Raw genomic sequence first — 23,120 nt, 5'->3', positions numbered from 1 at the left:
GCTATAATGCCCGGCTCAATCCATTTTTCTGGTGCCGCCATGAAGGCCGACATCCATCCCGATTACCGCGAAGTCGTTTTCCACGACGTCACCTCGGACTTCAAGTTCCTGACCCGCTCGACCCTTGCCAGCAAGGAAACCGTGAAGTGGGAAGACGGCAACGAGTATCCGCTCGTCAAGGTGGAAATCTCCTCCGCCTCGCATCCGTTCTACACCGGCCAGAACCGCGTCGTCGATACGGCCGGCCGCATCGATAAGTTCAAGAAGCGCTACGCCAAGTAAGCGCTTTAGGCGGTCGTTCCTTGCGAACGACTGGCAATATGACGACGGCCGCCCCAGGGTGGCCGTTTTCGTGTCCGGCCCTATGTCTTGGCCTCCCATTGGACTTTCGTCGGCTCGCGACCGAACGGCCCGGTATGCGATAATGCTGCGTTGCGTCAACCGACCGCCAGCGCGCATGCGCGCCATGGCCGCTTACCGAGGAGAGTTTGAATGTCCGACCTCAAAGACGTCCGCCTGGCCGCCGGCGACAAGTCCCTTTCCATGCCCGTGCTGCAGCCGACGCTTGGCCAGCCTTGCATCGATATTGCCAAGTTGCCAAAAGAAACCGGCTGCTTTACCTACGACAACGGCTTCACCGCCACGGCGAGCTGCAAATCGGCCATCACCTATATCGATGGCGACGAAGGCATCTTGATGTATCGCGGCTACCCGATCGAGCAGCTGTCGGAGAAGTCCAGCTTCCTCGAAGTGGCCTACCTGCTGATGAACGGCAACCTGCCGACCCAGGGCGAGTTCTCCACCTTCGAGCAGGAAGTCACCCACCACACGATGTTGAACGAGAAGTTCAAGCAGTTCGTGGAAGGCTTCCGCTATGATGCGCATCCGATGGCGATGCTGATGGGGATGCTGGGCTCGATGGCCAGCTTCTACCACAACGACCACGATTACGAAGATCCGGAACAGCGCCGCTTGGCCGCCGTGCGCTTGATCGCCAAGGTGCCGACCATCGCCGCGTTGTGCTATCGCCACCGCATCGGCTGGCCGAGCGCGTATCCGCGCAATGACTTGGAATACGTCAACCGCTTCCTGCACATGATGTTCGAAGTGCCGAGCGAGCCGTTGAACATTTCGCCGGTCGCCGCGAAGGCGCTGGACCTGCTGTTCATCCTGCATGCCGACCACGAACAGAACGCCTCGACATCGACCGTCCGCTTGGTCGGCTCGACCGGCGCCAACCCGTATGCGTGCACCGCTGCCGGCGTCGCCGCGTTGTGGGGCCCGGCGCATGGTGGCGCGAACGAAGCCGTGCTGAAGATGCTGGAAGAGATCGGCAGCGCGTCGAACGTGCAGAGCGCCGTCGACAAGGCCAAGGACAAGGAATCGGGCTTCCGCCTGATGGGCTTCGGTCACCGCGTCTACAAGAACTTCGACCCGCGCGCCAAGATCATCCGCGAGATGACCTACAAGGTGCTCAACGATCTCGGCATCAACGACCCGCTGCTTGACGTGGCGATGAAGCTGGAAGAAGCGGCGCTCAAGGACGATTACTTCGTCCAGCGCAAGCTCTACCCGAACGTCGATTTCTACAGCGGCATCATCTACAAGGCGCTGAAGATCCCGACCGAAATGTTCACGGTGATGTTCGCGATCGCACGCACCGCTGGCTGGATCAGCCATTGGCTGGAGCAGCAGAACGACCCGGACAACAAGATCGGTCGCCCGCGCCAGGTCTATACCGGCAGCACCGGTCGCGATTACGTGGATATCGGCCAGCGCTGATCGAACCGACATCGCCGCAAACCGAACGCCCCGCATTGCGGGGCGTTTTTGTCAAGGGATGGCGCGGACTAGTTGCCTTCGTGTTCGCGCATCTCGTTCTCAGCCAACAGCATCCGCAATTGTGAAGCCGAGGCGCGCGGCATCGGTTTCTCGTTGACAGGCGATAGTGGTGCCTGGCGTAGCGCGGTCAACGGCAGCACGGCGATGTCGAAGCTGTGTGCATCGGCGGCGAACAACCACACATCGACATCGACATGCCGGACACGGTCCAGCCGGAAACGACGCATGCGCGATTCGGCCGGGATCTGCTGGTCATGCAAGAAGGCGACGACCTCATGTGGCTCGTCGCTGTGCAGATGCAGCTGGATGGCGCTGTGATCATCCGCGCTGCCGTCCAGAACGCCGCCGACGAGACGGGGTTGGAATGGGGCGAAAAATTCGAGCGCCTGCAGCGCGGCCTCGCGTTGGCCCAGCAGGCGATCCACTTGGGCCTCGCCTGCGCCAAACAGGCGCTGGTACTCGGCCAAAGCCTCTTCGATTTCCTTGTTGCGCGGCAGGGACGCATCTTCAAAGATCCCCAGGCGCTCGGCAGCCTTGAGTTTGGCTTGGTGGAAGTCTCGGATGCCGTCTTCGGCCATCAGTCGGGCGGCTTCATGCGCCAGCCGGTGTCGGCGCTCGCGTAGGCGGGTTTCAGCGTGCTGGCGTGCATGATGCATGTCAGTCATCCCCCTGTCGGTTACGGGGACTCTAGCGCATCGAGACGTGAGCGTGGTGTCGGCGCCAATGGTGACGCCGACACTTGCGGGGGTTTAGATCAGAAGATGTCGTAGGTTTCCTCAACCTGCTCGACTTCCTGTTGCTGCTCGGGGCCGTAGTCGATGTAGGTCTCCATGCGCTCAAGGTCCTCGGCTTTCACCCATTCGGTGATGCCACCGCCGCCCGGGATCAGCTGGCCTCCCGCGCTTACGCCCACCTTGACCATGCCGCTGGGTGGATCAAGCGAGACGACCGGCTTGTCTTTCAGCGCGGCGCGCATGTAATCGATCCAGATCGGCAGCGCGGCCTTGCCGCCGTATTCGCGGTAGCCGAGCGACTTGAAGTCGTCGCGGCCAACCCAGACCACGGTGACGTAGGGGCCGCCATAGCCAGCAAACCACGCGTCGCGGTGATCGTTGGTCGAGCCGGTCTTGCCGCCAATGTCTTCGCGGTTCAAGACCTTTGCGGCGGTGCCCGTGCCGCGTTTGACCACATCCGCCATCATCGACATGGTCTGGTAGGCGACGCGCTCGTCGATGGCGCGAGGCGCCAGCACGCTGCCTTGCGGCAAGGCCTTGGGCGGAGCTTTGCTGGCCGGGGATTTTTCCGTGGCCACGGGTTTCGGTGCCGCCGCGCCGCCCAAGTTGAAGCCGTCGACGATCTCGGGCTTGGTGGGTGCGGTGGTGCCGGTATCACTGGCCGAGGCCAGACCACCACAGCCGCGGCAGGCTGTGGGTGCGTTTTCCTTGAAGACCACCTTGCCGTCGCCATCGCGAACTTCATCGATGAACCACACGTTGACCCGTGAGCCACCATTGGCGAACACCGCATAGCCGCGTGCCACCGACAATGGAGTGAGGGATGCGGTGCCGAGAGACATCGACAAGTTCGGCGGCATCTCTTTTTCATCAAAACCGAAGTGGCTGATGTAACGACGTGCGTAATCCACACCGATCGCATCCAAGAGGCGTACCGAGACCAGGTTGCGCGACTGCACCAGCGCTTCGCGTAGACGGATCGGGCCAGCGAAGCGACCACCATCGTTCTGTGGGCGCCACACCTTGCCGTTGCCCTGGCGGAACACGACGGGTGCGTCCAGTACGATGGACGCCGGGCTGAAGCCGCGCTCCATCGCCGCCGAATAGACGAATGGCTTGAAGCTGGAGCCCGGCTGGCGACGGGCTTGGGTCGCGCGATTGAACTTGTTGCCGGCAAAGCTGTAGCCGCCAATCAGGGCCACCAGTGCGCCGTTTTCGGGGTTGACCGAGACCAGCGTCGCTTGCGCGCGTGGCAACTGGTCAAGCTTCCACTCACCCTCCTTGTCTCCCGCGCGAATGCGCGCCACATCGCCGCGCTTGTAGAGGCTAGCCGGAGTGCGGCCCGGCCAAGGGCGGCCAGCGGAGGCGGGCAGGGTGATGCGCTTGCCATCGCCATCCACCGCGGTGGCGCTGCCATCGCTGGCGGTGTCGACCACGAGCACGGGGACTAGGCCGGCTTGCGTGGGCATGGCAGAAAGGCGCTTGCCGATTTGGGTATCGGTCTCGCCGGCATTGAGGTCGAAATGCTTTTCGACCGGGCTCCAGCCGTGGCGATGGTCGTAGATGCGCAAGCCATTACGCACCGCGACATCGGCTGCCGCCTGCAGCTCCGGCTCAATGGTGGTGGTGACGTGGTAGCCCTTGGTCAGCGCTTCCTCGCCATAACGCTTGATCATTTCTTGACGCACCATTTCGGCGACGTATGGGGCATAGACCTCGATCGGCCGCTCGTGCGGCGCAGCGTGCATCGGCTCGTTCGCCGCTTCGGTGGCTTGCGCCTGCGAGATCATTCCCAGCTCGACCATCCGCGGCAGGATGTAGGCGTTGCGACGCTCCAGGTTGCGCTCGGGATTGCTGATGGGGTTGGCGCTCGACGGGAACTTCGGCGTGCCGACCAGCGTCGCGATTTCACCCAGGGTCAGTTCGTTGAGCTTCTTGCCGTAGTAATACTCGGCCGCGGCCGCGATCCCGTAGGAGCGATTGCCGAAGAAGCTCTTGTTGAGGTAGAGCTCGAAGATCTCGTCCTTCGTCAGCTCCTGTTCGATCTTGCGGGCCAGCAGGATCTGCGAGAGCTTGTAACTGTAATTGCTCTTCTGGCCCTCTAGGTAGAACAGCTTGGCCAACTGCATGCTGATCGTGGAACCACCCGGAACGCGGCGGTCATCGGTGGTCAGCGTCAGCCATACCGCGCGGGCGATGCCCTTAAAGTCGACGCCGCTGTGCTTGTAGAAGTCGGCGTCCTCGGCCGCGATGAAGGCGTTCTTGACCTGCTGCGGCACCTCTTTGATGTCGATCGGGTAGCGGCGACCCTCGCCGAACATCGCCATCAGCTTGCCGTCCTTGGAATAGACGTACAGCGGCTCCTGCAGGGAAGTGTTGCGGAGCGTGTCTACGCTGGGCAGCTTGGAAGATGCGTTGGCGTACAGTAGGCCACCGGCCACCAGGCCAATCAGCGCCAAAGCCAGGAAAATCAAAGCGCCCCAACGAAGGGCGCGAGGAATGCGTGACATAAGTGAGCGGCTCCGGCCACCGGACGAACAGTTTCGCAGTATAGGGCCGACGCCGGAAACCGGCGTTTCCGCACACTTTCGATGTTTTGCAGAAATGCAACGGAAATGATTGATTTGGCTTGGGGTATTGTGTCGGCGTGAAATCTCCGTTATGAATGGCGCGGGAATGGGCCCGCATAGCGGGATCCACTTGGGGAGGAAGGTTGCGTGAGATTCGTCAGGAATAATCCGACGACGCTGATTGGCGTCGACATCAGTTCGACTGCGGTCAAGCTTTTGCAACTGTCGCGGACGGGCGACCGTTATCGCGTGGAGCACTACGCCGTCGAGCCCTTGCCGCCGAACTCGGTGGTGGAAAAGAACGTGGTCGAGATCGACCAGGTCGCGGACGCCATCCGTCGCGCGGTCGATCGATCGGGCAGCAAGACCAAGTTCGCAGCGGCAGCTGTCGCCGGCTCTTCGGTCATCACCAAGCTGATCCCGATGCCGGCCGACCTCAGCGAGGACGAGCTGGAAGCGCAGGTCGAACTTGAGGCCGCCAACTACATCCCCTACCCGATCGAGGAAGTGAACATCGACTTCAATTCGATCGGCACAATGCCCGGTGCCGCCGACATGCAGCAGATCCTGCTGGTGGCCGCGCGCTCCGAGGACGTCGGCACGCGCCAGTCGGCGCTGGAAATCGCCGGTTTGAAGGCGCAGGTGATGGATGTGGAAGCGTTCGCGATCGAGAACGCCTTCGCGCTGATGCAGCCCTCGCTGAAGATCCCGGCGGGCGGATTGGTCGCCTTGGTCGATGTCGGGGCCTCGATGACCACGCTCAACATCCTGCGCGACGGCCGCAGCCTGTATGCACGCGAACAGGTCTTCGGCGGCCGCCAGCTGACCGAGGAAATCATGCGCCGCTACGGCCTTACGTATGAGGAAGCCGGTCGCGCCAAACGCCTCGGCGGCCTGCCGGAAAGCTACGAGTACGAAGTCCTTGAGCCGTTCCGCGAGACGTTGGCCCAGCAGGTCAGTCGCTTGCTGCAGTTCTACTACGCCAGCAGCGAGTACAACCGCGTGGATCAGATTGTCCTGTCCGGCGGCTGTGCATCGATCCCGGGCATTGCCCAGCAAGTCGAAGAACAGCTCGGCGTGTCCACTGTCGTCGCCAATCCGTTGGCGCAGATGACGCTCGGCCCGCGTGTGCAGGCCCAGGCACTGGCGCAGGACGCGCCCGCGCTGATGATTGCCTGTGGCCTGGCACTGAGGAGCTTCGACTGATGGTCAGGATCAACCTACTTCCCTGGCGCGAGGAGCGCCGCAAGCAGCGCCAGCAAGAGTTCTACCTGATGATGGGTGGGGCGGTCGGCGTGGGCGTGCTGCTATCCGGTTTGGTCTGGGCCTACTTCAATGGCCAGATATCGGGCCAGCAAGATCGCAACGCCTTCCTCGACACTGAAATCAAGAAGGTCGAGGCGCAGATTGCGGACATCAAGGAGCTTGAGAACAAGCATCAATCCTTGCTCGCGCGCAAGGAAGTGATCGAGAAGCTGCAAGGGGATCGTTACAAGATGGTCCACCTCTTCGATTCTTTGATGCGCACCGTGCCGGATGGCTTGGTATTGACCGGTCTCAAGCAGGACGGCGAACAGATGACCTTGGAGGGGCGCGCGCAATCCAATGCACGCGTCGCCAGTTACATGCGCAACCTGGAAAGCGCGGGCTGGATGAAGAATCCGCAGGTCACCGTGATCGAATCCAGCCAGGCTAACTCCGGCTCACAGCCGAGTCAGCAAAGCGTGGGCGCAGCGCCGCCGGCTGGCTCGGCGGCCGCATTGCTGCCGTACATGTTCACCATGACGGTGACCATGGCCAATCCCAATGAGCCGCGTGACCCGAATGCGCCATTGACGCCTGATCCAGTGCCCGTCCAAGAGGTGCCGGCCCAAGCGACACCCGTGCAACCGGTGATGGCGCCAGCTACGCCGCAAGCAACAGCGCCTCAGGCGCAACCTGCGCCTGCACCTGCAGCAGCAGCCCCGGCACAACAGGCCGAAGCTCAATCGGAGGGGGGGAAATGAGCACCCGCCGCAAGCTAGACATCAACAACATCGGCAATTGGCCGCAGAACATGCAGTTGGTGGCGGCAGGCGTAGTTACTGTCTTCATTCTGCTGCTGGCTTATCTGTTCGTCTTCCGTGGGAAGCAGGAAGAGCTGGCCACGCTTGAAGCCAAGGAAACGACACTGCGTGCAACCTTCGAAGACAAGCAAGGTCAGGCCGCCAACCTCGAGCCGTTGAAGCAGCAGTTGGCGCAAATGGAGCAGGAATTGCAGCAAATGCTCCGCCAACTGCCCAGCAAGACCGAGATGCCGGACCTGATCGTCGATATTTCGCAAACAGCATTGGCTTCGGGCCTCCGTAACGACCTGTTCAGGCCACAGCCTGAGGTTGCGCAAGAGTTCTACGCCGAGCAGCCGATCCAGATCAGCATGGTGGGTAACTACCATCAGTTCGGTGCGTTCATGAGTGGTGTGGCGTCCTTGCCGCGCGTTGTGATCATGACGATGCACAACATCTCGCTGACGCCCAAGGACAAGAGCGGCAGCCTGGTAATGGAAGGCACGGTCAAGACTTATCGGTATCTGGATGAGAACGACCCGGCCGACAAGGCCGCGCTCGACAGTGCCGCCGCCGCCGCGAAGGCTAAAGAGGCGGAGGCCAAGAAATGAAAAACGCCGCCCACATGATCAAATTGTGCGTGTTGGCCAGCGCCGTACTGGCAACGTCGGCTTGCACGCGCACCGTTACCGATACGCCCGGCGAAGCGCCAAATCTCGTCGAGTGGGTCGCGCAAGTGCGCGCCCGCCCGGCGCCGCCGCTGGACCCTATTCCGGTTATCAAACCTTTCGAGTCGTTCCAGTTCGATGGCCGTGGTTTCCGCGACCCCTTTGATGTGCAGGCGGTGGAAAGCAACAGTGGCGGCATGCGCCCGGATTCCAATCGCCGCCGCCAGCCACTTGAATCCTTCCCGCTTGATGCGCTCGACATGGTCGGCACACTCGGGGGCGGGCGCTCGGTCGTGGCGTTGGTGATGGGGCCGGACAAGGTCACTTACCGGGTTCGCCCGGGGACCTATATCGGACAAAGCGATGGCCGCGTGGTTGCGGTCTATGAAGACCATATTGAACTGATCGAGCTGGTGCCTGATGGTGCCGGTGGTTGGCTGGAACGTCCGGCTTCGATCGCGCTGGAGAATCAATGATGAGGGACATCCGCATGCAGTCTTCCAAGAAACGCCGTCTGGGCCCGGTGCTGCTTGCAGGCCTGATTTGTAGCTTCGGCGTGGCAACGGCAGATGCCGCGCCTCAGACCGCTTTGCAGCCTGCTCCGGGGGGCTCGGCTGTCGCGCAGACGCCGGCATCGGTTACTAACATCGACTTCAAGCGCAGTGAAGGCGGTGGCGGCAAGCTGGTCGTTAGCTTCAATGGCGAAGGTGCTGCGCCTGACTTGCGGAACCAGGGCAATAGCGTGGTGGTGGATCTTGGTCGAAGCGCCATCCCGGCATCGCTCGCACGTAGCCTGAATGTCGCTGACTTCGCTACCCCGGTGCAGAACATCGATTCGCGCAATGATGCGACCGGCGGGCAGATTGTCCTCGGCACGAACGGCGCGTTTGAATCGATGGCCTACCAGCGTGGCCGCGAATACATCGTTGAAATCATGCCGCGTGCGCCGCAAGTGGCGCAGGGTGGTCTCTCCTCGACGATCGCAGGCACAGCACAGGCCGTAGCAGGCAATGCCGAACGACGGGCCTATCGTGGCCGTCCTGTGAACTTCAACTTCCAGGATGTACCTGTCCGCACCGTGCTGCAATTGTTGGCCGAAGAGTCGGGCTTGAACATCGTGGCGTCCGATACGGTCGCGGGCAACATCACCCTGCGTCTGGTTAACGTGCCGTGGGATCAGGCGCTCGACATCATCCTCCAGTCAAAGGGGCTGGATAAGCGCCGCAATGGCAGCGTGGTTTGGGTGGCGCCGCAGGCCGAGATCGCCAAGTATGAGCAAGACAAGGAAGATGCGCGCATCAACCTGGAAAACCGCCAGGAGATGATCACGGAATATTTCCGAATCAACTATCACAGCGCTTCTGCGATCTTCAAGGCGCTGACCGAAGCCAAGGGCATCGGGAATAGTGGTAACAGTGGTCAAGGCGGTGGTGGCAACCAGCAAGGTGCCGGCGAGAACGGTTTCTTGTCCCCGCGTGGCCGCATCGTGGCTGATGAGCGCACCAATACCTTGATGATCAGCGACATCCCGAAGAAGGTCGAGGCGATGCGTCAACTGATCAACGAGATTGATCGCCCGGTCGATCAGGTGGTCATTGAGTCGCGCATCGTCATCGCCACGGAAACCTATGCCCGCGACCTGGGCGCACGTTTTGGCGTGGGTGGGCGAAGTGATCGTTCCAACGGCACGCACATGATCAGCGGCAACTTGGGTTCGAATACGGACGGCGCAACGCCTCGTGGGCTGGTTTTCAACCTGCCAGCGGCACCAGTTTCCGGTATCAGCGCGGCAGGCTTGGCCTACACGTTGCTGGGCAACAACTTCAACCTTGATGTCGAGCTGTCCGCGATGCAGGAACAGCAGCGTGGTGAAGTGATCTCCAACCCGCGCATCCTGACCACCAACCAGCGTGAGTCTGTGATTCAGCAGGGCCGCGAAATCGGTTACGTGACCGTCACGGCATCGACCGGTGGCATCGTGACGCCGACCGTCGCTTTCAAGGACGTGCTGCTGGAGCTGCGCGTGACGCCGACCATTACCAACGACGATCGTGTCTTCCTGAGCATGAAGGTCAGCAAGAACGAGCTCGATAGCTGGCTGAACACCTCGATCGGCCAGGTGCCGATCATCGCCAAGCGCCAGATCGATACGGCTGCCCTGATCGAGAACGGCCAGACCGTGGTGATCGGCGGCGTGTACGAGTTCAAGGATCAGGATGCGATCCGCAAGGTGCCGTTCCTGGCTGATATCCCGATCATCGGCAATCTGTTCAAGAACAAGAGCCGCAACAGTGACAAGGTCGAGCTGCTCATTTTCATGACGCCCAAGATCTTGCGTGTGCAACAGCAGAGGCATTGATCAGATCGTAGTGATCAGGCGATAGTCATAGCAGACGGGGCCATTGGGCCCCGTTTGCATTTCCGAGGCTGCAGTCTGAACAAGGTGCCGCGGGTTGGTTGAACCCAAGCCCCTGGAAGTGGTCAGATGAACGCTTCCCAGCCAAGGCCACGCCATGGATCCGTTGCAACCCCCTCCGCTGCCAGAGCGTCGAGATGATGTGAGTGCTGGTCGCTTGCATGATGCGTTCAAGGCCCTGCAGACTGCACTTTCACTCGAGATCGTCGGGCAGGGATTGCTTGTCGAACGCCTGCTGATTGCCTTGTTGGCGGACGGGCATCTTCTTGTCGAAGGAGCGCCGGGCTTGGCTAAAACCACGGCCATCCGCGCGCTCGCCACGCGCATCGAGGCTGAATTTGCTCGCGTGCAGTTCACCCCGGATTTGTTGCCGGCGGACTTGACTGGCACCGAGATCTGGCGGGCTCAGGAATCTCGCTTCGAGTTCCAGCCCGGGCCGATCTTCCACTCATTGCTTTTGGCTGACGAAATCAACCGCGCGCCAGCCAAGGTGCAGTCCGCGCTGCTTGAGGCCATGGGTGAGCGGCAAGTCACGGTCGGCCGACATACTTATGCCTTGCCTCCGCTGTTTCTGGTGATGGCGACGCAAAATCCGATTGAACAAGAAGGTACGTTCCCGTTGCCCGAGGCGCAGCTTGATCGCTTCCTGATGTATGTGCGCATTGGTTATCCGGATGCTGAGAGCGAATCCGAGATTTTGCGCTTGAACCGCGAGCAAGCTTTGGCCGGTGCCGTAGGCGGGGCCGGGCAGACACATGAAAAAATGCCGCAGGCGGATGTGCTCGCCGCACGCAAGGCGGTGCTTGGTCTGCACATGGCGCCTGCGTTGGAGCGATACCTCATCGAGATTGTGTTGGCCACGCGAGATGCCTCGCGCTATGACCCGCAACTTGCACGGCACATCAGTTGGGGCGCGAGTCCGCGTGGCTCGATCGCCTTGGAACGTTGCGCGCGTGCGCGGGCATGGCTGGCGGGGCGCGACTTCGTGACGCCTGATGACATCCGCGCCGTGGCACCTGATGTGCTTCGCCATCGTGTCCTGCCAAGCTTCGAAGCCAGCGCCGAGGGTTGGGATGGCGAGCGCCTGGTGCAGGAAGTCCTGGCCAAGGTCCCACATCCCTGATCGATGTCCCGTTCCGGCACGCCTGAAGATGCTGTCGCGCCGACACTGCCGGCGCTGGTTGCCTTGCGCCAAGCGGTGCAAGGGCGTGCGCCGGCGCGCAAGGGACGGCATGGAGCAAGTGGCATCGCCTTGTCGCCTCTGCGTGGGCGTGGGATGGAGTACGCCGAGTCCCGCGAGTACGTGGTGGGCGATGATGCGCGTCATATCGATTGGCGCCTGACGGCGCGCAACGGGCGCACCCACACCAAGTTGTACCAGGCCGAGCGTGACCGCTTGACTCTGATCGTTGGCGACACCAGTCCTGCGCTCTATTTCGGCACGCGGACTCGTTTTAAATCTGTGCAAGCGGCGCGAGCCGGGGCCGTGGCCGCCTGGGCTGCGCTGCGTGATGGGGATCGAGTCGCGGCCATGCGTGGCTCGCTTAAAGAGCCGCCCATTTCGCCAGGTAATGGCATGAAGGCCGTGATGCGTGTGCTGGATGCCCTGCGCCGCTGGTATGCCTCGCCGCCTGATGAAGATGTTGGACTTGCAGTGGGGCTTGATCATGCGCAACGCGTGTTGCGTCCGGGGTCGCGCTTGATCGTGTTGGCCGAGCCGGCGAGCGTGATGGCAGTGCCGGATGCTCGATGGGCTGCGCTCGCTCGCCACAACGAAGTCATCGTATTGCTGATCACCGATGCATTCGAACAACAGCCGCCCCATGACCGATTGCGCTTCGCCCATGGGAGTTCGCGGCTGGAGCTGGACTTGGCAGGGAAGGCGCAACGCGCGCAATGGGCCAAGGATTTTTCGATGCCGCTGCAAGAGGCCGCGGCAAAACTGAAAGCACGTGGTATACGCGCAATCGAGTTGTCTGCGGATGCGGATAGCTCAGCCTGGTTGCCAGCGCCACGACGACGCGAGGTGGCCTAATGCAACCTGCGCCTGAGATCGCTCTTCGCGACATCCACCAATTGCCTGCGCCTTCTCTGTGGCCACCTGCGCCGGGTTGGTGGGGGGTGTTGGCAGTAGTGCTGGTCGTCAGCCTTGGAGTGCATCTTTGGTTGCGCCGTCGTCGCTTGCGGCGGATAGCAATCGAGAAAATATTTGATGACGCAATGAGCGAGGCGTTCGATGCCCCGGCTCAAGTCGCGGCCATGTCTGCCTTGCTGCGCAGAGCCTCTCGCCGACATCGCGCGGATGCCGATGTGTTGGATGGCGATGAATGGCTGAAGGCGTTGGATGAGGGGGCCAAAGTTCCCTTGTTCCAGTCGGGAATCGGAAGGCTCATGTTGGATGGCGGATATCGGAAAGATATTGACCCTGGTGATGTCGATGTGTTGCGCAAGATGGCGCGCACGCGTTTTCTTGAGTGGATGCGTGTGTAGTGATGAGCGCGGCTTGGGCATCCTTCGTTGAATATTTTGCATGGCCATGGATGTTGGCTGCGCTGCCGCTTCCATTGCTCGCCCATTGGTGGTTGCCGCCCGCACGCCATGTTCAGACGCCAGCAGTCAAATTGCCGAATGCGACATCGCGCCTGCACATCGTGCCGGGTGTCGGCGGCGTGACGCGCATGCGAGGCATGCGATGGCTTGCGTACATTGCCTGGTCTCTGTTGTGTGTCGCGGCTGCCAGACCGCAGGAGTTCGGCCCAGTGCAAGCGCCGCCGCAAAGCGGACGCGACCTGATGTTGGCGGTGGATCTATCAGGCAGCATGGAAGAGCCAGACATGGAATTGGGCGGCCGGCGAGTGGATCGCCTGACCGCTGCAAAAGCCGTGTTGGCGGATTTTCTTGATCGTCGTGCCAGCGATCGCATCGGCTTGGTGGTGTTTGGCCAGCGCGCATACGCTGTTTCACCATTGACGCTGGATCGCGAGAGCGTGCGGCGGCAACTGCGTGATGCGATGGTAGGTATGGCCGGCCGTGAAACCGCGATTGGTGATGCGATTGGTTTGGCGGTCAAACGTCTGCGCACGCAGCCTGCCGAACATCGCGTGCTGATCTTGTTGACCGACGGTGAAAACACTGCAGGCGTAATGACGCCGAGCAAAGCCGCCGAACTCGCGCAAGCCGAAAGCGTCCGCATCCATACCATCGCTTTTGGTGGGGAGGGTGGGGTGATTTCCGTATTCGGCATGCAGATGCCTGTGCCTGGCATGCAGGGTGGCATCGATGAAGAAACCTTGCGCCAGGTGGCTGAGACGACGGGTGGGAAATTTTTCCGCGCTCGTGACACGCAATCGCTGGCGGGAATCTATGCAGAGATAGATCGGCTGGAGCCCGTGCGCCATGAAGGTGCGGCGGTGCGGCCAAGAGTCGAACTGTATTGGAAGTGGCTGCTGGCTGCGCTTTCCGTCGCAGTGTTATCGGCGGTGCTTTCCTGGTTGAGAGGGCGGCGATGAATTTCGATGCCTTTTCTTTGCCGTTTCATTTCATGCGCCCGCAAGCACTGTGGCTGCTGTGTGTGTTGCCATTGATTTGGTGGTGGTCCAGGCGAAGTCGGCGACCACATGATGCGTGGGTCGAGCGCATCGATCCGCACCTTCGCCCGCATGTGCTGGAAGGTGGCAGTGAACGACGGGTAGGTGTTTGGCCATGGATGTTGGCTTGGGTGCTGGCGATCCTGGCTTTGGCAGGCCCTGCTTGGCGGCAGTTGCCGCAATCCCTCTGGCAAAGCGGTCGCGCGTTGGTCGTGGCGGTGGATTTGTCCAGTGCAGCCAACGCCAGCGACGTGCCGCCCTCGCGCTTGTTGCAGATACGCGAAAAATTGCACCAATTGCTGGACGTTCGGGCCGATGGCTTGATCGGTCTGGTGGCCTACGCCGAAGACGCGCATGCGGTGACGCCACTGACATCGGATACGGCAAATGTGGCCTTGTTCATTGATGCGTTGGCTCCTGAGATCATGCCGGTCGATGGAGAAAATCCTGCACGCGCGATCGAGTTCGCGGGACAGCTGATGAAGCAAGCTGGTGCAACGCAGGGCGACATCCTTTTGATCACCGGGGATGTGGACGATTCGGCGATATCTGCCGCGCGCAAATCCACGGGCAATGGCTATCACGTCTCGGCATTGGGTGTCGGTAGTGCGCAAGGTGCCGAGGTGCGTGGGCGGGATGGCGACATGCGTTCGGTCCGCCTAGATGTAGCCGCGTTACGCAAACTGGCTGCAGCCGGCAGTGGGCGAATGATGGAATTGAGCGTCGATGATGGCGATTTGCGTGCACTGGGTTTGCTGGATGCTGGCCCAAGGACGGATGGGGCGACGCGTGGGAAGCGTGGCATCGCTTGGCAAGATGAAGGCTATTGGCTATTGCTTCCGTTGATGCTGTTGTCGCTTTGGACATTCAGACGACGCGCTTTGACTGCGCTGATGCTGAGTGCAGTGATGATGAGTCTGGCTTCGCCTCATCTCGCCTATGCGCAGGTATCCAATGATCATGCGAAGGGAAGTTGGTGGTTGCGCGAAGACCAGAAGCAGCATCGATGGATGGAGTCGGGGCACCGTGCGTACAGAGCGGGCGATTACGCAAGCGCTGTGGAGGCCTATGCACGCGCGTCGGGCGCCGACGCGCAATACAACCTGGGCAATGCCCTGGCCAAGTCAGGGCGATATGACGAGGCAATTGCTGCATATGATCGAGCGCTGCTGATCGATTCGACCTTGGCGGATGTGCGCGAAAACCGTGCCGCTGTAGAAAAGGCCCGCAAGCAACCACCAGCACAGGGCGGCCAGTCACAACAAAACCGTGACAAGCAGGAGAAGCAACAACAACAGCAACAGCAACAGCAACAGCAACAGCAACAGCAACAGCAACAACAACAGCAACAGCAACAGCAAAGGTCGCAGCAGAAGCTAAGCCAATCGCAACAGGGCCAAGGTGCATCATCCGATGTTTCCAAGCGGACGGACCCTGCAACGCAGCGTGCTGCCGAACAAGCACAGCGTGAACGCATGGAACGTGAATTGGCCGCGCGCCAGGCCAGGCAAGGAACAAGGCCGGCAAGTGCTCGCGATCAAAACGGTAAGGCTGAAACACAGGCCGAGCGTGAAAAGCGCGAAGCGGTCGATGCCTGGTTGCGACGCGTGCCGGATACGCCTGGCGACTGGCTGCGGCAAAAATTCTGGATCGAATACCAGCGCCGTCGCCTTGGAGATGATCCGTGATGCACCGCAGATCCTGGTGGCTGGCATGTGCTTTGGCGGTGCTGATGGCATTGCCCGCTTTGGCAGACACCCGTGTCACCTTGTCCAGAGATGCGGTGGCCATGGGCGAAACCGTCGTCCTGACCATAGACACGGATCAGCCCGTTGCTTCACCCGATCTCGGCCCCTTGCGCGCCGACTTTAGCGTTGGCGACATCGATAGTTCGCGCCAAATCGGCTTCGATGGTCAAGGCGTGCGCGCCAGCCAGCAGATTCGCATCGCGCTCAAACCCTTGCGTGCGGGCATGTTGGCGATCCCGGCATTGACGATCGGCAACCAACGCACCGCGCCGCTCATGTTGGAGGTCGTCACCAATCCCGGCACACGTTCGATAGCACCTGGGCGTAGCAGCACAGCCAGCACGCAGATGGATGGACCTGTCTTCATCGACACTGTGATCGATGACAGCACGCCGTATGTACAGCAGGCCGTGGGTGTCACCGTGCGCCTGCATTACGCGATCAATTTGTTCAATGGCGAGTTCCGCCAACCCGAGCCGCCCGAAGGCGCCAGTTTGCAGCCGATGGGCAGTGACAGCCGAAGCATGCGCATGGTGAACGGGCGCCAATACCAAGTGCTGGAGCGTCATTACTTGCTCGTGCCCGAGCGTAGTGGTGTGCTTCGTATGCCGGGGGCGAGCTTTAGTGGCGAAGGGGAAAGCGGATTTTTCGATGGACTGTTTGGCGATGGCCGCGAGTTGGTATCTGCCCAGGCACCTGTGCGCACGCTGCAGGTACAGGCGATTCCGTCCTCGGCAGAACGCCCTTGGCTGCCGGCAAGACAGGTCAGCTTGCGCGTGGCATCGCCACCTGCCGAGGCGCGCGCAGGCAAGGCATTCGATATCGTGGTCGAGCTGCGTGCAGAGGGCGTGACCTCGGCGCAGTTGCCCGAATTGCAAATCACCGGTGCGGGCGTGCAGGTGTTCGCACAGCCTGCGCAACCGACGGACAGTTTCGCCGATGGTCGTCCACACGTCGTAGTCAGCCGTCGCTTTTCCATCGTTCCGCAACAGGCCGGGACGGTCAGTCTGCAGGTCACGCCGGTGGATTGGTGGGATGTTGCATCGGACACATCCCGGCGTGCAGAAGTCACGCCGATCACGCTGAAGATTGCGCCCGGCTTGGGGCGTTATGCAGCATCCGCGCCACCTGCCGATGTCCCGGAGTCCAACACGGAGGCATCAGCTGCACTAACCAGCGTAATGTCACGACTTGGGCCAGCGCTTCCATGGGCGTTGGCATTCATTGCACTGGCATTGATCGGCATATTGGCTTGGTGGGCATCACGCAAGCGCGGTCATGCGAAGGCGGATGTGCTGCATCCACGAGCATTCGACGCATCAGATTCGCCGAATGCATCAGAAGCGGCATCGACTACATCGAAGCCATCGCGCGGGTCGGCGCCATCAACCGACATGGCGGATTTCCGACATGCAGTGAAATCAGGTGATCTGGCGGCGGTCGCTCGTCTGTTGCCGCTCCTCTCGTCGTCACCATCAAGGTCGTTGGCAGACGTACGTGACCAGCTTGATGATCGTGCGCAAATGGATGCGACATCCCAGTTGGAACGTGCGCTATGGAGTGATGGCGATGCCGACGCAGTCCGCGCCACTATCCGGCAAGTCTTCGCCAAGGGGCCGCGCTGGAAAGTGAGCGAGTCGAAGAAAAAGTCGTTGCTGCCGCCGCTCTACCCGGAGCACTGACCCGCGCAGGGCGGGCGGTTTGCTAAGCTCCGGGCATTCACTGGAGGGGCACCCATGACCGAAGCCACGCAAAAGAAGCGCATGCCATTGCATTGGAAGATGGCGATTGGCTTCTTGGCCGGTTTGGTGCTCGGCCTGATCGCGCACTCACTGGGTGGCGCTGATCTGCCTTGGGTGAAAACCCTGACGGACTACATCACCGGCCCCATTGGCACGTTGTTCCTGCGTTTGATCTTCATGTTGGTGATTCCGCTGCTTTTCTCCGCGCTGGTCATCGGTGTGGCGGAGATGGGCGATGTGCGTTCGCTTGGCCGCGTAGGCTGGAAGACGCTGGGCTACACCATTCTTGCCTCTGGCTTGGCGGTCGTGATCGGCTTGGTGCTGGTGAACACTTTGAAGCCGGGCTCGGGTGTGGACCCAGTTGCGGCGCAGGCGATGCTGGCGCAGGGTGCGGATCGCGCCAGCGAGATCGTCGGCAGTGGCACCACGCAGCCCAAGGGCCTCGACATGCTGGTGTCCATCGTGCCGGATAACGTGATCAAGGCCGCCGCCGACAACACCATCCTTGCGGTGATGTTCTTTGCCTTGATGCTGGGCATCGGTCTGGTGCTGACGCGCAGCAAGGCGACCGAGACGCTGCTCTCCGGTATCCAGGGCTTGTTCGAAGTGTCGATGACGCTGATCGGCTTGGTAATCCGCCTCGCGCCATACGCGGTGTTCTGCTTCATGTTCAATCTGGCCGCGCTGTTTGGCTGGGACTTGTTGCGCAGCTTGGGCAACTACGTCGGCGTGGTAGTGCTGGCGCTCGCCATCCACATGTTCGTGGTGTATCCGTTGATGCTGAAGTTCCTGGCCGGTTGGTCGCCGATGGCGTTCTTCAAGGGCTCGCAGGAAGCGATGGTGATGGCATTTTCCACCGCCTCCAGCAACGCGACGTTGCCGGTTGCGCTGCGCGTCGCCGATGAAAAGCTGGGCCTGCCGAAGAAGGTCGCACGTTTCGTCTTGACTGTCGGCGCAACTGCCAACCAGAACGGCACAGCCTTGTTCGAAGGCGTGACCGTGCTTTTCCTCGCCCAGTTCTTCGGCGTTGAACTCAATCTGATGCAGCAGCTCACGGTGATGTTCGTCTGCATTCTGGGCGGCATCGGCACGGCGGGTGTGCCGGCGGGTTCGCTGCCGGTAGTCGCGCTGATTTGTGGGATGGTGGGCGTGCCGCCGGAGGGCATCGGCCTGATCCTCGGCGTGGATCGCTTCCTCGACATGTGCCGCACCACGCTCAACGTCACCGGTGACCTGATGTTGGCGACGGTGGTGTCCAAAGGGGAGGATGACAACCAGATGCCGGATGGCGTAATTTCGGAACAGACTTGAAGCGGACCGACTGCCCCGCATTCAATGGCAGCCATGCACAGGGAGGGTGTGATGAAAAAAATGGTGATCGTGTTGGCCATGCTGGTGCCGTCCATGTCGTTGGCGGGCCAGGCATGCCGCGACAACTATTCCCAGGAAGGCAGCTTCATCAAGGGGCGGACGTTCAAGTCCTGGCAGGAATACCCTGCGTTGCCTGCGGACAAGGCTTTCAAGAAGGCCTATCAGAAGGTCTTGAGTGATGGCTTCAAGATCATCACGGCCGACAAGGAGATGGGCGCGATCTCCGCCCAGCAGAATGTCATCGGCAGCGACAAGACCGTCCCGCTGAATGTGCTGGTGGAAGAGCAAGGCAAGGGGTCCAAGGTGTCCCTGACATTCGTCACGAGTGGCGGTCTGGCGGTAGGGCAAGAGGTCGTGCAGGGCGGCATGTGCGACATCCTTGAGACGGTGGCCAAGTAAATCGGCCAAATAAGTCGGTTCTGGTCTGTGGGACAATAGGGGCGCCCCGGTCCGCGGGCGCCGCCATCCACCGATTCCATGACGCAGCCCAGCCGCCGCGACCTCGCCAATGCGCTCCGCTTCCTTGCCATCGATGCCGTCCAGGCAGCCAATTCCGGGCATCCGGGCATGCCGATGGGCATGGCCGACATCGCCGAAGTGCTGTGGCGCGACCACCACCGCCACAACCCGACCAATCCCCAGTGGCTGAACCGCGACCGCTTCATCCTCTCCAACGGCCATGGTTCGATGCTGCAATACGGCCTGCTGCATCTGGCCGGCTATGACCTCGCCATCGATGACCTGAAGGCGTTCCGTCAGTTCGAGTCGAAGACGCCGGGACATCCCGAAAATTTCATGACGCCGGGTGTGGAAACCACGACCGGTCCGCTGGGTCAGGGCCTCGCGAATGCGGTCGGCATGGCGCTGGCAGAAAAAATCCTGGCTAAGCGTTTCAACCGCGAAGGTTTCGACATCGTCGATCACCGCACTTGGGTGTTCCTGGGCGATGGCTGCCTGATGGAAGGCGTGAGCCACGAAGTCGCCTCGCTCGCCGGTACGTGGAAGCTCAACAAGCTGGTCGCCTTCTGGGATGACAACCACATCTCGATCGACGGCAACGTGCAGGGCTGGTTCACCGATGACACGGCCGCGCGCTTCGAGGCCTACGGCTGGCAGGTGATCCGCAACGTCAACGGCCACGACAGCCAGGAAATCGAGACCGCGATCCAGACCGCGCTGAAGTCTTCCGACAAGCCGGTGCTGGTGTGCTGCCGCACGACCATCGGCTTCGGGTCGCCGAACAAGGCGGGCAAGGAATCCAGTCATGGCGCGCCGCTGGGCAAGGACGAGATCCAGCTGACGCGTGATGCGCTCGATTGGAAGTACGCGCCGTTCGAGATCCCCGCGGAGATCGCCGAGGCGTGGAATGCGCGCGAAGCCGGGCAGAAAAACGAAGCCGATTGGCAGGCCTTGTTCGATGCTTACGCAGCTGCGCATCCGGAACTGGCTGCGGAGTACGCCCGACGCATGCGCGGTGAACTGCCGCAAGGCTTTGCCGGCAGCGCCGACGAATACATTGCGAAGTTGCAGGCCGACGGCCCGGTCGTCGCCAGCCGCAAGGCTTCGCAAATGGCGATCGAAGCGTTCGCGCCCAAGTTGCCGGAATTGATCGGCGGCTCGGCCGACCTCGCGCATTCCAACCTGACGCTCTGGAGCGGCAGCAAGGATGCGAACAGCGACGACGCCAACGCCAACTACATCTACTTCGGCGTGCGCGAGTTCGGCATGAGCGCCATCTGCAACGGCATGGCCTTGCATGGCGGCTTCATACCCTACGACGCGACCTTCCTCGTCTTCAGCGACTACGCGCGCAACGCCGTGCGCATGAGCGCGCTCATGGGCGCACACGTCATCCATGTCTACACGCACGATTCGATTGGCCTGGGCGAAGACGGCCCGACCCACCAGCCGATCGAGCATCTCGCCAGCCTGCGTTACATCCCGGGCAATGATGTGTGGCGTCCCTGCGATGCGGTCGAATCGGCCGTCGCCTGGCGCGCCGCCATCGAACGCAAGGATGGCCCGAGCTGCCTGGTGTTCTCGCGCCAGAACCTCGACCATCAAGCGCGTGACGGCGAGCAGCTGCGCAACATCGCGCGTGGCGGCTACGTGCTGAAGGACAGCGTGGGCGCGCCCGAGCTCATCCTCATTGCCACGGGCTCCGAAGTGGGTTTGGTGATGCAGGCCGCTGACGAATTGGGTGATGGTGTGCGCGTGGTGTCGATGCCGAGCACCGATGTGTTCGATCGTCAGGATGCGGCGTATCGCGAAGCCGTGTTGCCGAAGGCCTGTCGCCAGCGCGTCGCCATCGAAGCCGGTACCGCCGATTTCTGGACCAAGTACGTTGGTCTGGATGGCGCAGTGGTCGGCATGCATGGTTATGGCGCATCGGCTCCGGCGGATGCCTTGTTCCAGCACTTCGGCTTCACCGTGGACAAGGTCATCGAGGCCGCACGCAGCATTCGCTGAGCTTCATCGGCTGAGTTATCGCCGACGATGTTGTAACTTCCCATGCATGCGCGCATTCGCGCCGACATGCATGAGGAAGCGCGATGGCAGCTGAAGCGGGCGGGGGTTCCAACTTGATCGAGGTCGTCACCCTGTTGGGTGCGGCCGTGGTGGCCGTGCCACTGTTCCGCAAACTGGGGCTGGGGTCCGTGCTGGGTTACCTGGCCGCGGGTTTGGCAGTCGGCCCGTTCGGCCTGGCACTCATCGACGACCCGCAGACCATCCTGCACGTGGCCGAGCTGGGCGTGGTGATGTTCCTGTTCGTCATCGGGCTGGAAATGAACCCCTCGCACTTGTGGAGCCTGCGTGGGCAAATCTTCGGGCTGGGTAGTGCGCAAATCCTGACCTGTGGAGCGCTGCTCACTTGCGTCGGTCTGGCGTTCGGCTTTCCCTTGGCGGTGTCCTTTGTTTGCGCGATGGGCTTTGTGCTGACATCCACCGCGATCGTCATGCAGTTGCTCGGCGAGCGCGGTGACATCGCCACGCCGCGCGGCCAGAAGATGGTGTCGGTGCTGCTGTTCGAGGATCTCTTGATCGTGCCTTTGCTTGCGATCGTCGCCTTCCTTGCGCCGCCCGATGCCGAGAACACCCGCACTGCAGGCGAATTGTGGCGCAGCATCGGCATCGCGGCTGCATCGCTCGGCGCGCTGATCGCCGCGGGTTTGTGGCTGCTCAATCCCATGTTTCGTTTGCTGGCACGTGCCCGTGCGCGCGAGGTGATGACCGCGGCTGCCTTGCTGGTCGTGCTGGGCGCGGCCTTGATGATGGAGCTCGGCGGCTTGTCGACCGCGATGGGCGCGTTCGTTGCCGGTGTGCTGCTGTCCGAATCCAGTTTCCGCCATCAGTTGGAAGCGGACATCGAACCCTTTCGCGGCTTGCTGCTCGGCCTGTTCTTCCTCGCGGTCGGCATGTCGCTGGACCTGGCCGCCGTGGCCGCCAATTGGACGCTGATCCTGTCGGGCGTGCTGGCGATGATGTTGGTCAAGGGCCTGTGCATCTATGCCGTGGCACGGCTGATGAAGAGCCCGCACGACGAAGCATTGGATCGCGCGATCTTGATGGCGCAAGGTGGTGAATTCGCTTTCGTGCTGTACCAGGCGGCCGTTGGCCAAGGCGTGATCAGCGGCGAAGTGAACACCAACATGACCGCGATCATCGTCTTGTCGATGGTGCTGACGCCATTGGTCGTGGTGGCGCACAAGCGATTCGCGCGCCCGCTCGCCCCCTCGATGGAGGGCGTCGAGGAAGCGCGCGACCTGCATCCCGCCGTATTGATCATCGGCTTCGGCCGTGTGGGGCAGATCGCCAGCCAAGGCCCAATTGCGCACGGCGAGCGCATCGCGATCATCGACAACGACCCGGACGTGATCCGCAACGCCGAACCTTACGGGTTCAAGGTGTTCTACGGCGATGGCGCACGCGCCGACATCCTGCGCGCCGCGGGCGCACAACATGCGCGCGTCATCCTGGTCTGCGTCAATGACCCGGTGGCCGCCACGCGCATCGTCGAGCTGATCAAGGAGGAATGCCCGCAGGCCAAGGTGCTGGTACGCGCGTCCGACCGTGAGCATGCACTGGCCTTGGTGCAGAAGGATGCGGACTGGGTAGTGCGTGAGACATTCGAATCGGCGTTGTTGATGAGCCGTGAGGCCATCATGGCATTGGGCACCGATGAAGCCCAGGCCGACGAAGCGATGAGCGAACTGCGCCGGCGTGATGCAGAGCGTTTCGTGCTGGAGGCGAACGGCGGCCCGTTCGCGGGGCGCGCATTGCTGCTGGGCAATATCGACTATGTGCCGCCGCCCCCGCGAAACGGCGGATCACCCGAGCCCGCCGAAACCTGAGGGCAATCACCATCGTTCAATCATGCGGGGGCACTTGACATTCAA

19 protein-coding genes are annotated in these 23,120 nt (G+C 61.6%); 17 read left to right on the top strand and 2 right to left on the bottom strand.

The window, feature by feature from the left end:
- Positions 1-39 precede the first annotated feature (39 nt).
- Complete coding sequence (locus tag BW989_RS07935) at positions 40-282, top strand: type B 50S ribosomal protein L31 (protein WP_076587069.1); 243 nt, start codon at positions 40-42, stop codon at positions 280-282.
- A 210-nt stretch (positions 283-492) separates the two neighbouring features.
- Complete coding sequence (locus tag BW989_RS07930; RefSeq protein ID WP_076587067.1) at positions 493-1,782, top strand: citrate synthase; 1,290 nt, start codon at positions 493-495, stop codon at positions 1,780-1,782.
- 68 nt (positions 1,783-1,850) lie between these two features.
- Here the strand turns inward: BW989_RS07930 and BW989_RS07925 are convergent, their stop codons facing one another.
- Together BW989_RS07925 and BW989_RS07920 are read right to left on the bottom strand one after the other, a co-directional pair.
- Positions 1,851-2,498 carry a hypothetical protein gene (locus BW989_RS07925; RefSeq protein WP_076587288.1) on the bottom strand — a complete coding sequence of 216 codons (648 nt, stop codon included), beginning with the start codon at positions 2,496-2,498 and terminating at the stop codon, positions 1,851-1,853.
- A gap of 98 nt (positions 2,499-2,596) precedes the next feature.
- Positions 2,597-5,086, bottom strand: coding sequence for a penicillin-binding protein 1A (locus tag BW989_RS07920; RefSeq protein ID WP_076587066.1), 2,490 nt, complete (start codon positions 5,084-5,086; stop codon positions 2,597-2,599).
- Between the two features lie 207 nt (positions 5,087-5,293).
- On the opposite strand from BW989_RS07920, the gene BW989_RS07915 reads away from it, so the two are divergent.
- The 15 genes from BW989_RS07915 to BW989_RS07845 all read left to right on the top strand — a co-directional run bounded on the left by BW989_RS07915 (position 5,294) and on the right by BW989_RS07845 (position 23,075).
- Positions 5,294-6,352 carry a pilus assembly protein PilM gene (locus tag BW989_RS07915; RefSeq protein WP_076587064.1) on the top strand — a complete coding sequence of 353 codons (1,059 nt, stop codon included), beginning with the start codon at positions 5,294-5,296 and terminating at the stop codon, positions 6,350-6,352.
- Positions 6,352-7,152: a PilN domain-containing protein gene (locus BW989_RS07910; protein ID WP_076587063.1), complete on the top strand. Its 801-nt coding sequence runs from the start codon at positions 6,352-6,354 to the stop codon at positions 7,150-7,152. The genes BW989_RS07915 and BW989_RS07910 overlap by 1 nt, the downstream gene beginning before the upstream one ends.
- Positions 7,149-7,802: a type IV pilus inner membrane component PilO gene (locus BW989_RS07905; protein WP_076587061.1), complete on the top strand. Its 654-nt coding sequence runs from the start codon at positions 7,149-7,151 to the stop codon at positions 7,800-7,802. The genes BW989_RS07910 and BW989_RS07905 overlap by 4 nt, the downstream gene beginning before the upstream one ends.
- A 14-nt stretch (positions 7,803-7,816) precedes the next feature.
- Positions 7,817-8,335: a pilus assembly protein PilP gene (locus BW989_RS07900; RefSeq protein ID WP_076587286.1), complete on the top strand. Its 519-nt coding sequence runs from the start codon at positions 7,817-7,819 to the stop codon at positions 8,333-8,335.
- Between the two features lie 14 nt (positions 8,336-8,349).
- Positions 8,350-10,218, top strand: coding sequence for a type IV pilus secretin PilQ (locus BW989_RS07895; RefSeq protein ID WP_076587285.1), 1,869 nt, complete (start codon positions 8,350-8,352; stop codon positions 10,216-10,218).
- Positions 10,219-10,381: 163 nt separating this feature from the next.
- Entirely contained in the window at positions 10,382-11,398 is a 1,017-nt protein-coding gene (locus tag BW989_RS07890) for an AAA family ATPase (RefSeq protein WP_425476656.1), read from the top strand.
- Between the two features lie 3 nt (positions 11,399-11,401).
- The gene (locus tag BW989_RS07885; protein ID WP_076587058.1) at positions 11,402-12,310 is read left to right on the top strand and encodes a DUF58 domain-containing protein; all 909 of its coding nucleotides are present in this window, start codon (positions 11,402-11,404) and stop codon (positions 12,308-12,310) included.
- Positions 12,310-12,765: a DUF4381 domain-containing protein gene (locus BW989_RS07880; RefSeq protein ID WP_076587057.1), complete on the top strand. Its 456-nt coding sequence runs from the start codon at positions 12,310-12,312 to the stop codon at positions 12,763-12,765. The genes BW989_RS07885 and BW989_RS07880 overlap by 1 nt, the downstream gene beginning before the upstream one ends.
- A gap of 2 nt (positions 12,766-12,767) precedes the next feature.
- Positions 12,768-13,784, top strand: coding sequence for a vWA domain-containing protein (locus tag BW989_RS07875; RefSeq protein WP_076587055.1), 1,017 nt, complete (start codon positions 12,768-12,770; stop codon positions 13,782-13,784).
- Positions 13,781-15,550, top strand: a complete 1,770-nt coding sequence (locus BW989_RS07870) for a tetratricopeptide repeat protein (RefSeq protein WP_076587054.1) — start codon at positions 13,781-13,783, stop codon at positions 15,548-15,550. The genes BW989_RS07875 and BW989_RS07870 overlap by 4 nt, the downstream gene beginning before the upstream one ends.
- On the top strand, positions 15,550-17,292 hold the full coding sequence (locus BW989_RS07865) for a BatD family protein (protein WP_076587052.1): 1,743 nt from the start codon (positions 15,550-15,552) through the stop codon (positions 17,290-17,292). The genes BW989_RS07870 and BW989_RS07865 overlap by 1 nt, the downstream gene beginning before the upstream one ends.
- 54 nt (positions 17,293-17,346) lie before the next feature.
- Positions 17,347-18,663, top strand: a complete 1,317-nt coding sequence (locus BW989_RS07860) for a dicarboxylate/amino acid:cation symporter (protein WP_076587050.1) — start codon at positions 17,347-17,349, stop codon at positions 18,661-18,663.
- A gap of 51 nt (positions 18,664-18,714) precedes the next feature.
- Positions 18,715-19,122 carry a hypothetical protein gene (locus tag BW989_RS07855; RefSeq protein ID WP_076587048.1) on the top strand — a complete coding sequence of 136 codons (408 nt, stop codon included), beginning with the start codon at positions 18,715-18,717 and terminating at the stop codon, positions 19,120-19,122.
- 78 nt (positions 19,123-19,200) lie between these two features.
- Positions 19,201-21,192 (top strand): transketolase, encoded by a 1,992-nt coding sequence (gene tkt / locus BW989_RS07850; RefSeq protein WP_076587046.1) that lies wholly within the window; start codon positions 19,201-19,203, stop codon positions 21,190-21,192.
- A gap of 83 nt (positions 21,193-21,275) precedes the next feature.
- The gene (locus tag BW989_RS07845; protein WP_076587044.1) at positions 21,276-23,075 is read left to right on the top strand and encodes a monovalent cation:proton antiporter-2 (CPA2) family protein; all 1,800 of its coding nucleotides are present in this window, start codon (positions 21,276-21,278) and stop codon (positions 23,073-23,075) included.
- Positions 23,076-23,120 lie beyond the last annotated feature (45 nt).

Origin of the sequence: Solilutibacter tolerans, assembly GCF_900155935.1 — a bacterium.
Taxonomy (GTDB): domain Bacteria; phylum Pseudomonadota; class Gammaproteobacteria; order Xanthomonadales; family Xanthomonadaceae; genus Solilutibacter; species Solilutibacter tolerans.
This window is presented reverse-complemented; position numbering and strand designations above follow the sequence as displayed.

Excerpts from the sequence above, each read along its gene's own strand:
- BW989_RS07935 (WP_076587069.1), top strand. The coding sequence starts at position 40 with ATGAAGGCCGACATCCATCCCGATTACCGCGAAGTCGTTTTCCACGAC.
- BW989_RS07930 (WP_076587067.1), top strand. The coding sequence starts at position 493 with ATGTCCGACCTCAAAGACGTCCGCCTGGCCGCCGGCGACAAGTCCCTT.
- BW989_RS07925 (WP_076587288.1), bottom strand. The coding sequence starts at position 2,498 with ATGCATCATGCACGCCAGCACGCTGAAACCCGCCTACGCGAGCGCCGA.
- BW989_RS07920 (WP_076587066.1), bottom strand. The coding sequence starts at position 5,086 with ATGTCACGCATTCCTCGCGCCCTTCGTTGGGGCGCTTTGATTTTCCTG.
- BW989_RS07910 (WP_076587063.1), top strand. The coding sequence starts at position 6,352 with ATGGTCAGGATCAACCTACTTCCCTGGCGCGAGGAGCGCCGCAAGCAG.
- BW989_RS07905 (WP_076587061.1), top strand. The coding sequence starts at position 7,149 with ATGAGCACCCGCCGCAAGCTAGACATCAACAACATCGGCAATTGGCCG.
- BW989_RS07900 (WP_076587286.1), top strand. The coding sequence starts at position 7,817 with ATGATCAAATTGTGCGTGTTGGCCAGCGCCGTACTGGCAACGTCGGCT.
- BW989_RS07895 (WP_076587285.1), top strand. The coding sequence starts at position 8,350 with ATGCAGTCTTCCAAGAAACGCCGTCTGGGCCCGGTGCTGCTTGCAGGC.
- BW989_RS07885 (WP_076587058.1), top strand. The coding sequence starts at position 11,402 with ATGTCCCGTTCCGGCACGCCTGAAGATGCTGTCGCGCCGACACTGCCG.
- BW989_RS07880 (WP_076587057.1), top strand. The coding sequence starts at position 12,310 with ATGCAACCTGCGCCTGAGATCGCTCTTCGCGACATCCACCAATTGCCT.
- BW989_RS07875 (WP_076587055.1), top strand. The coding sequence starts at position 12,768 with ATGAGCGCGGCTTGGGCATCCTTCGTTGAATATTTTGCATGGCCATGG.
- BW989_RS07870 (WP_076587054.1), top strand. The coding sequence starts at position 13,781 with ATGAATTTCGATGCCTTTTCTTTGCCGTTTCATTTCATGCGCCCGCAA.
- BW989_RS07865 (WP_076587052.1), top strand. The coding sequence starts at position 15,550 with ATGCACCGCAGATCCTGGTGGCTGGCATGTGCTTTGGCGGTGCTGATG.
- BW989_RS07860 (WP_076587050.1), top strand. The coding sequence starts at position 17,347 with ATGACCGAAGCCACGCAAAAGAAGCGCATGCCATTGCATTGGAAGATG.
- BW989_RS07855 (WP_076587048.1), top strand. The coding sequence starts at position 18,715 with ATGAAAAAAATGGTGATCGTGTTGGCCATGCTGGTGCCGTCCATGTCG.
- tkt (WP_076587046.1), top strand. The coding sequence starts at position 19,201 with ATGACGCAGCCCAGCCGCCGCGACCTCGCCAATGCGCTCCGCTTCCTT.
- BW989_RS07845 (WP_076587044.1), top strand. The coding sequence starts at position 21,276 with ATGGCAGCTGAAGCGGGCGGGGGTTCCAACTTGATCGAGGTCGTCACC.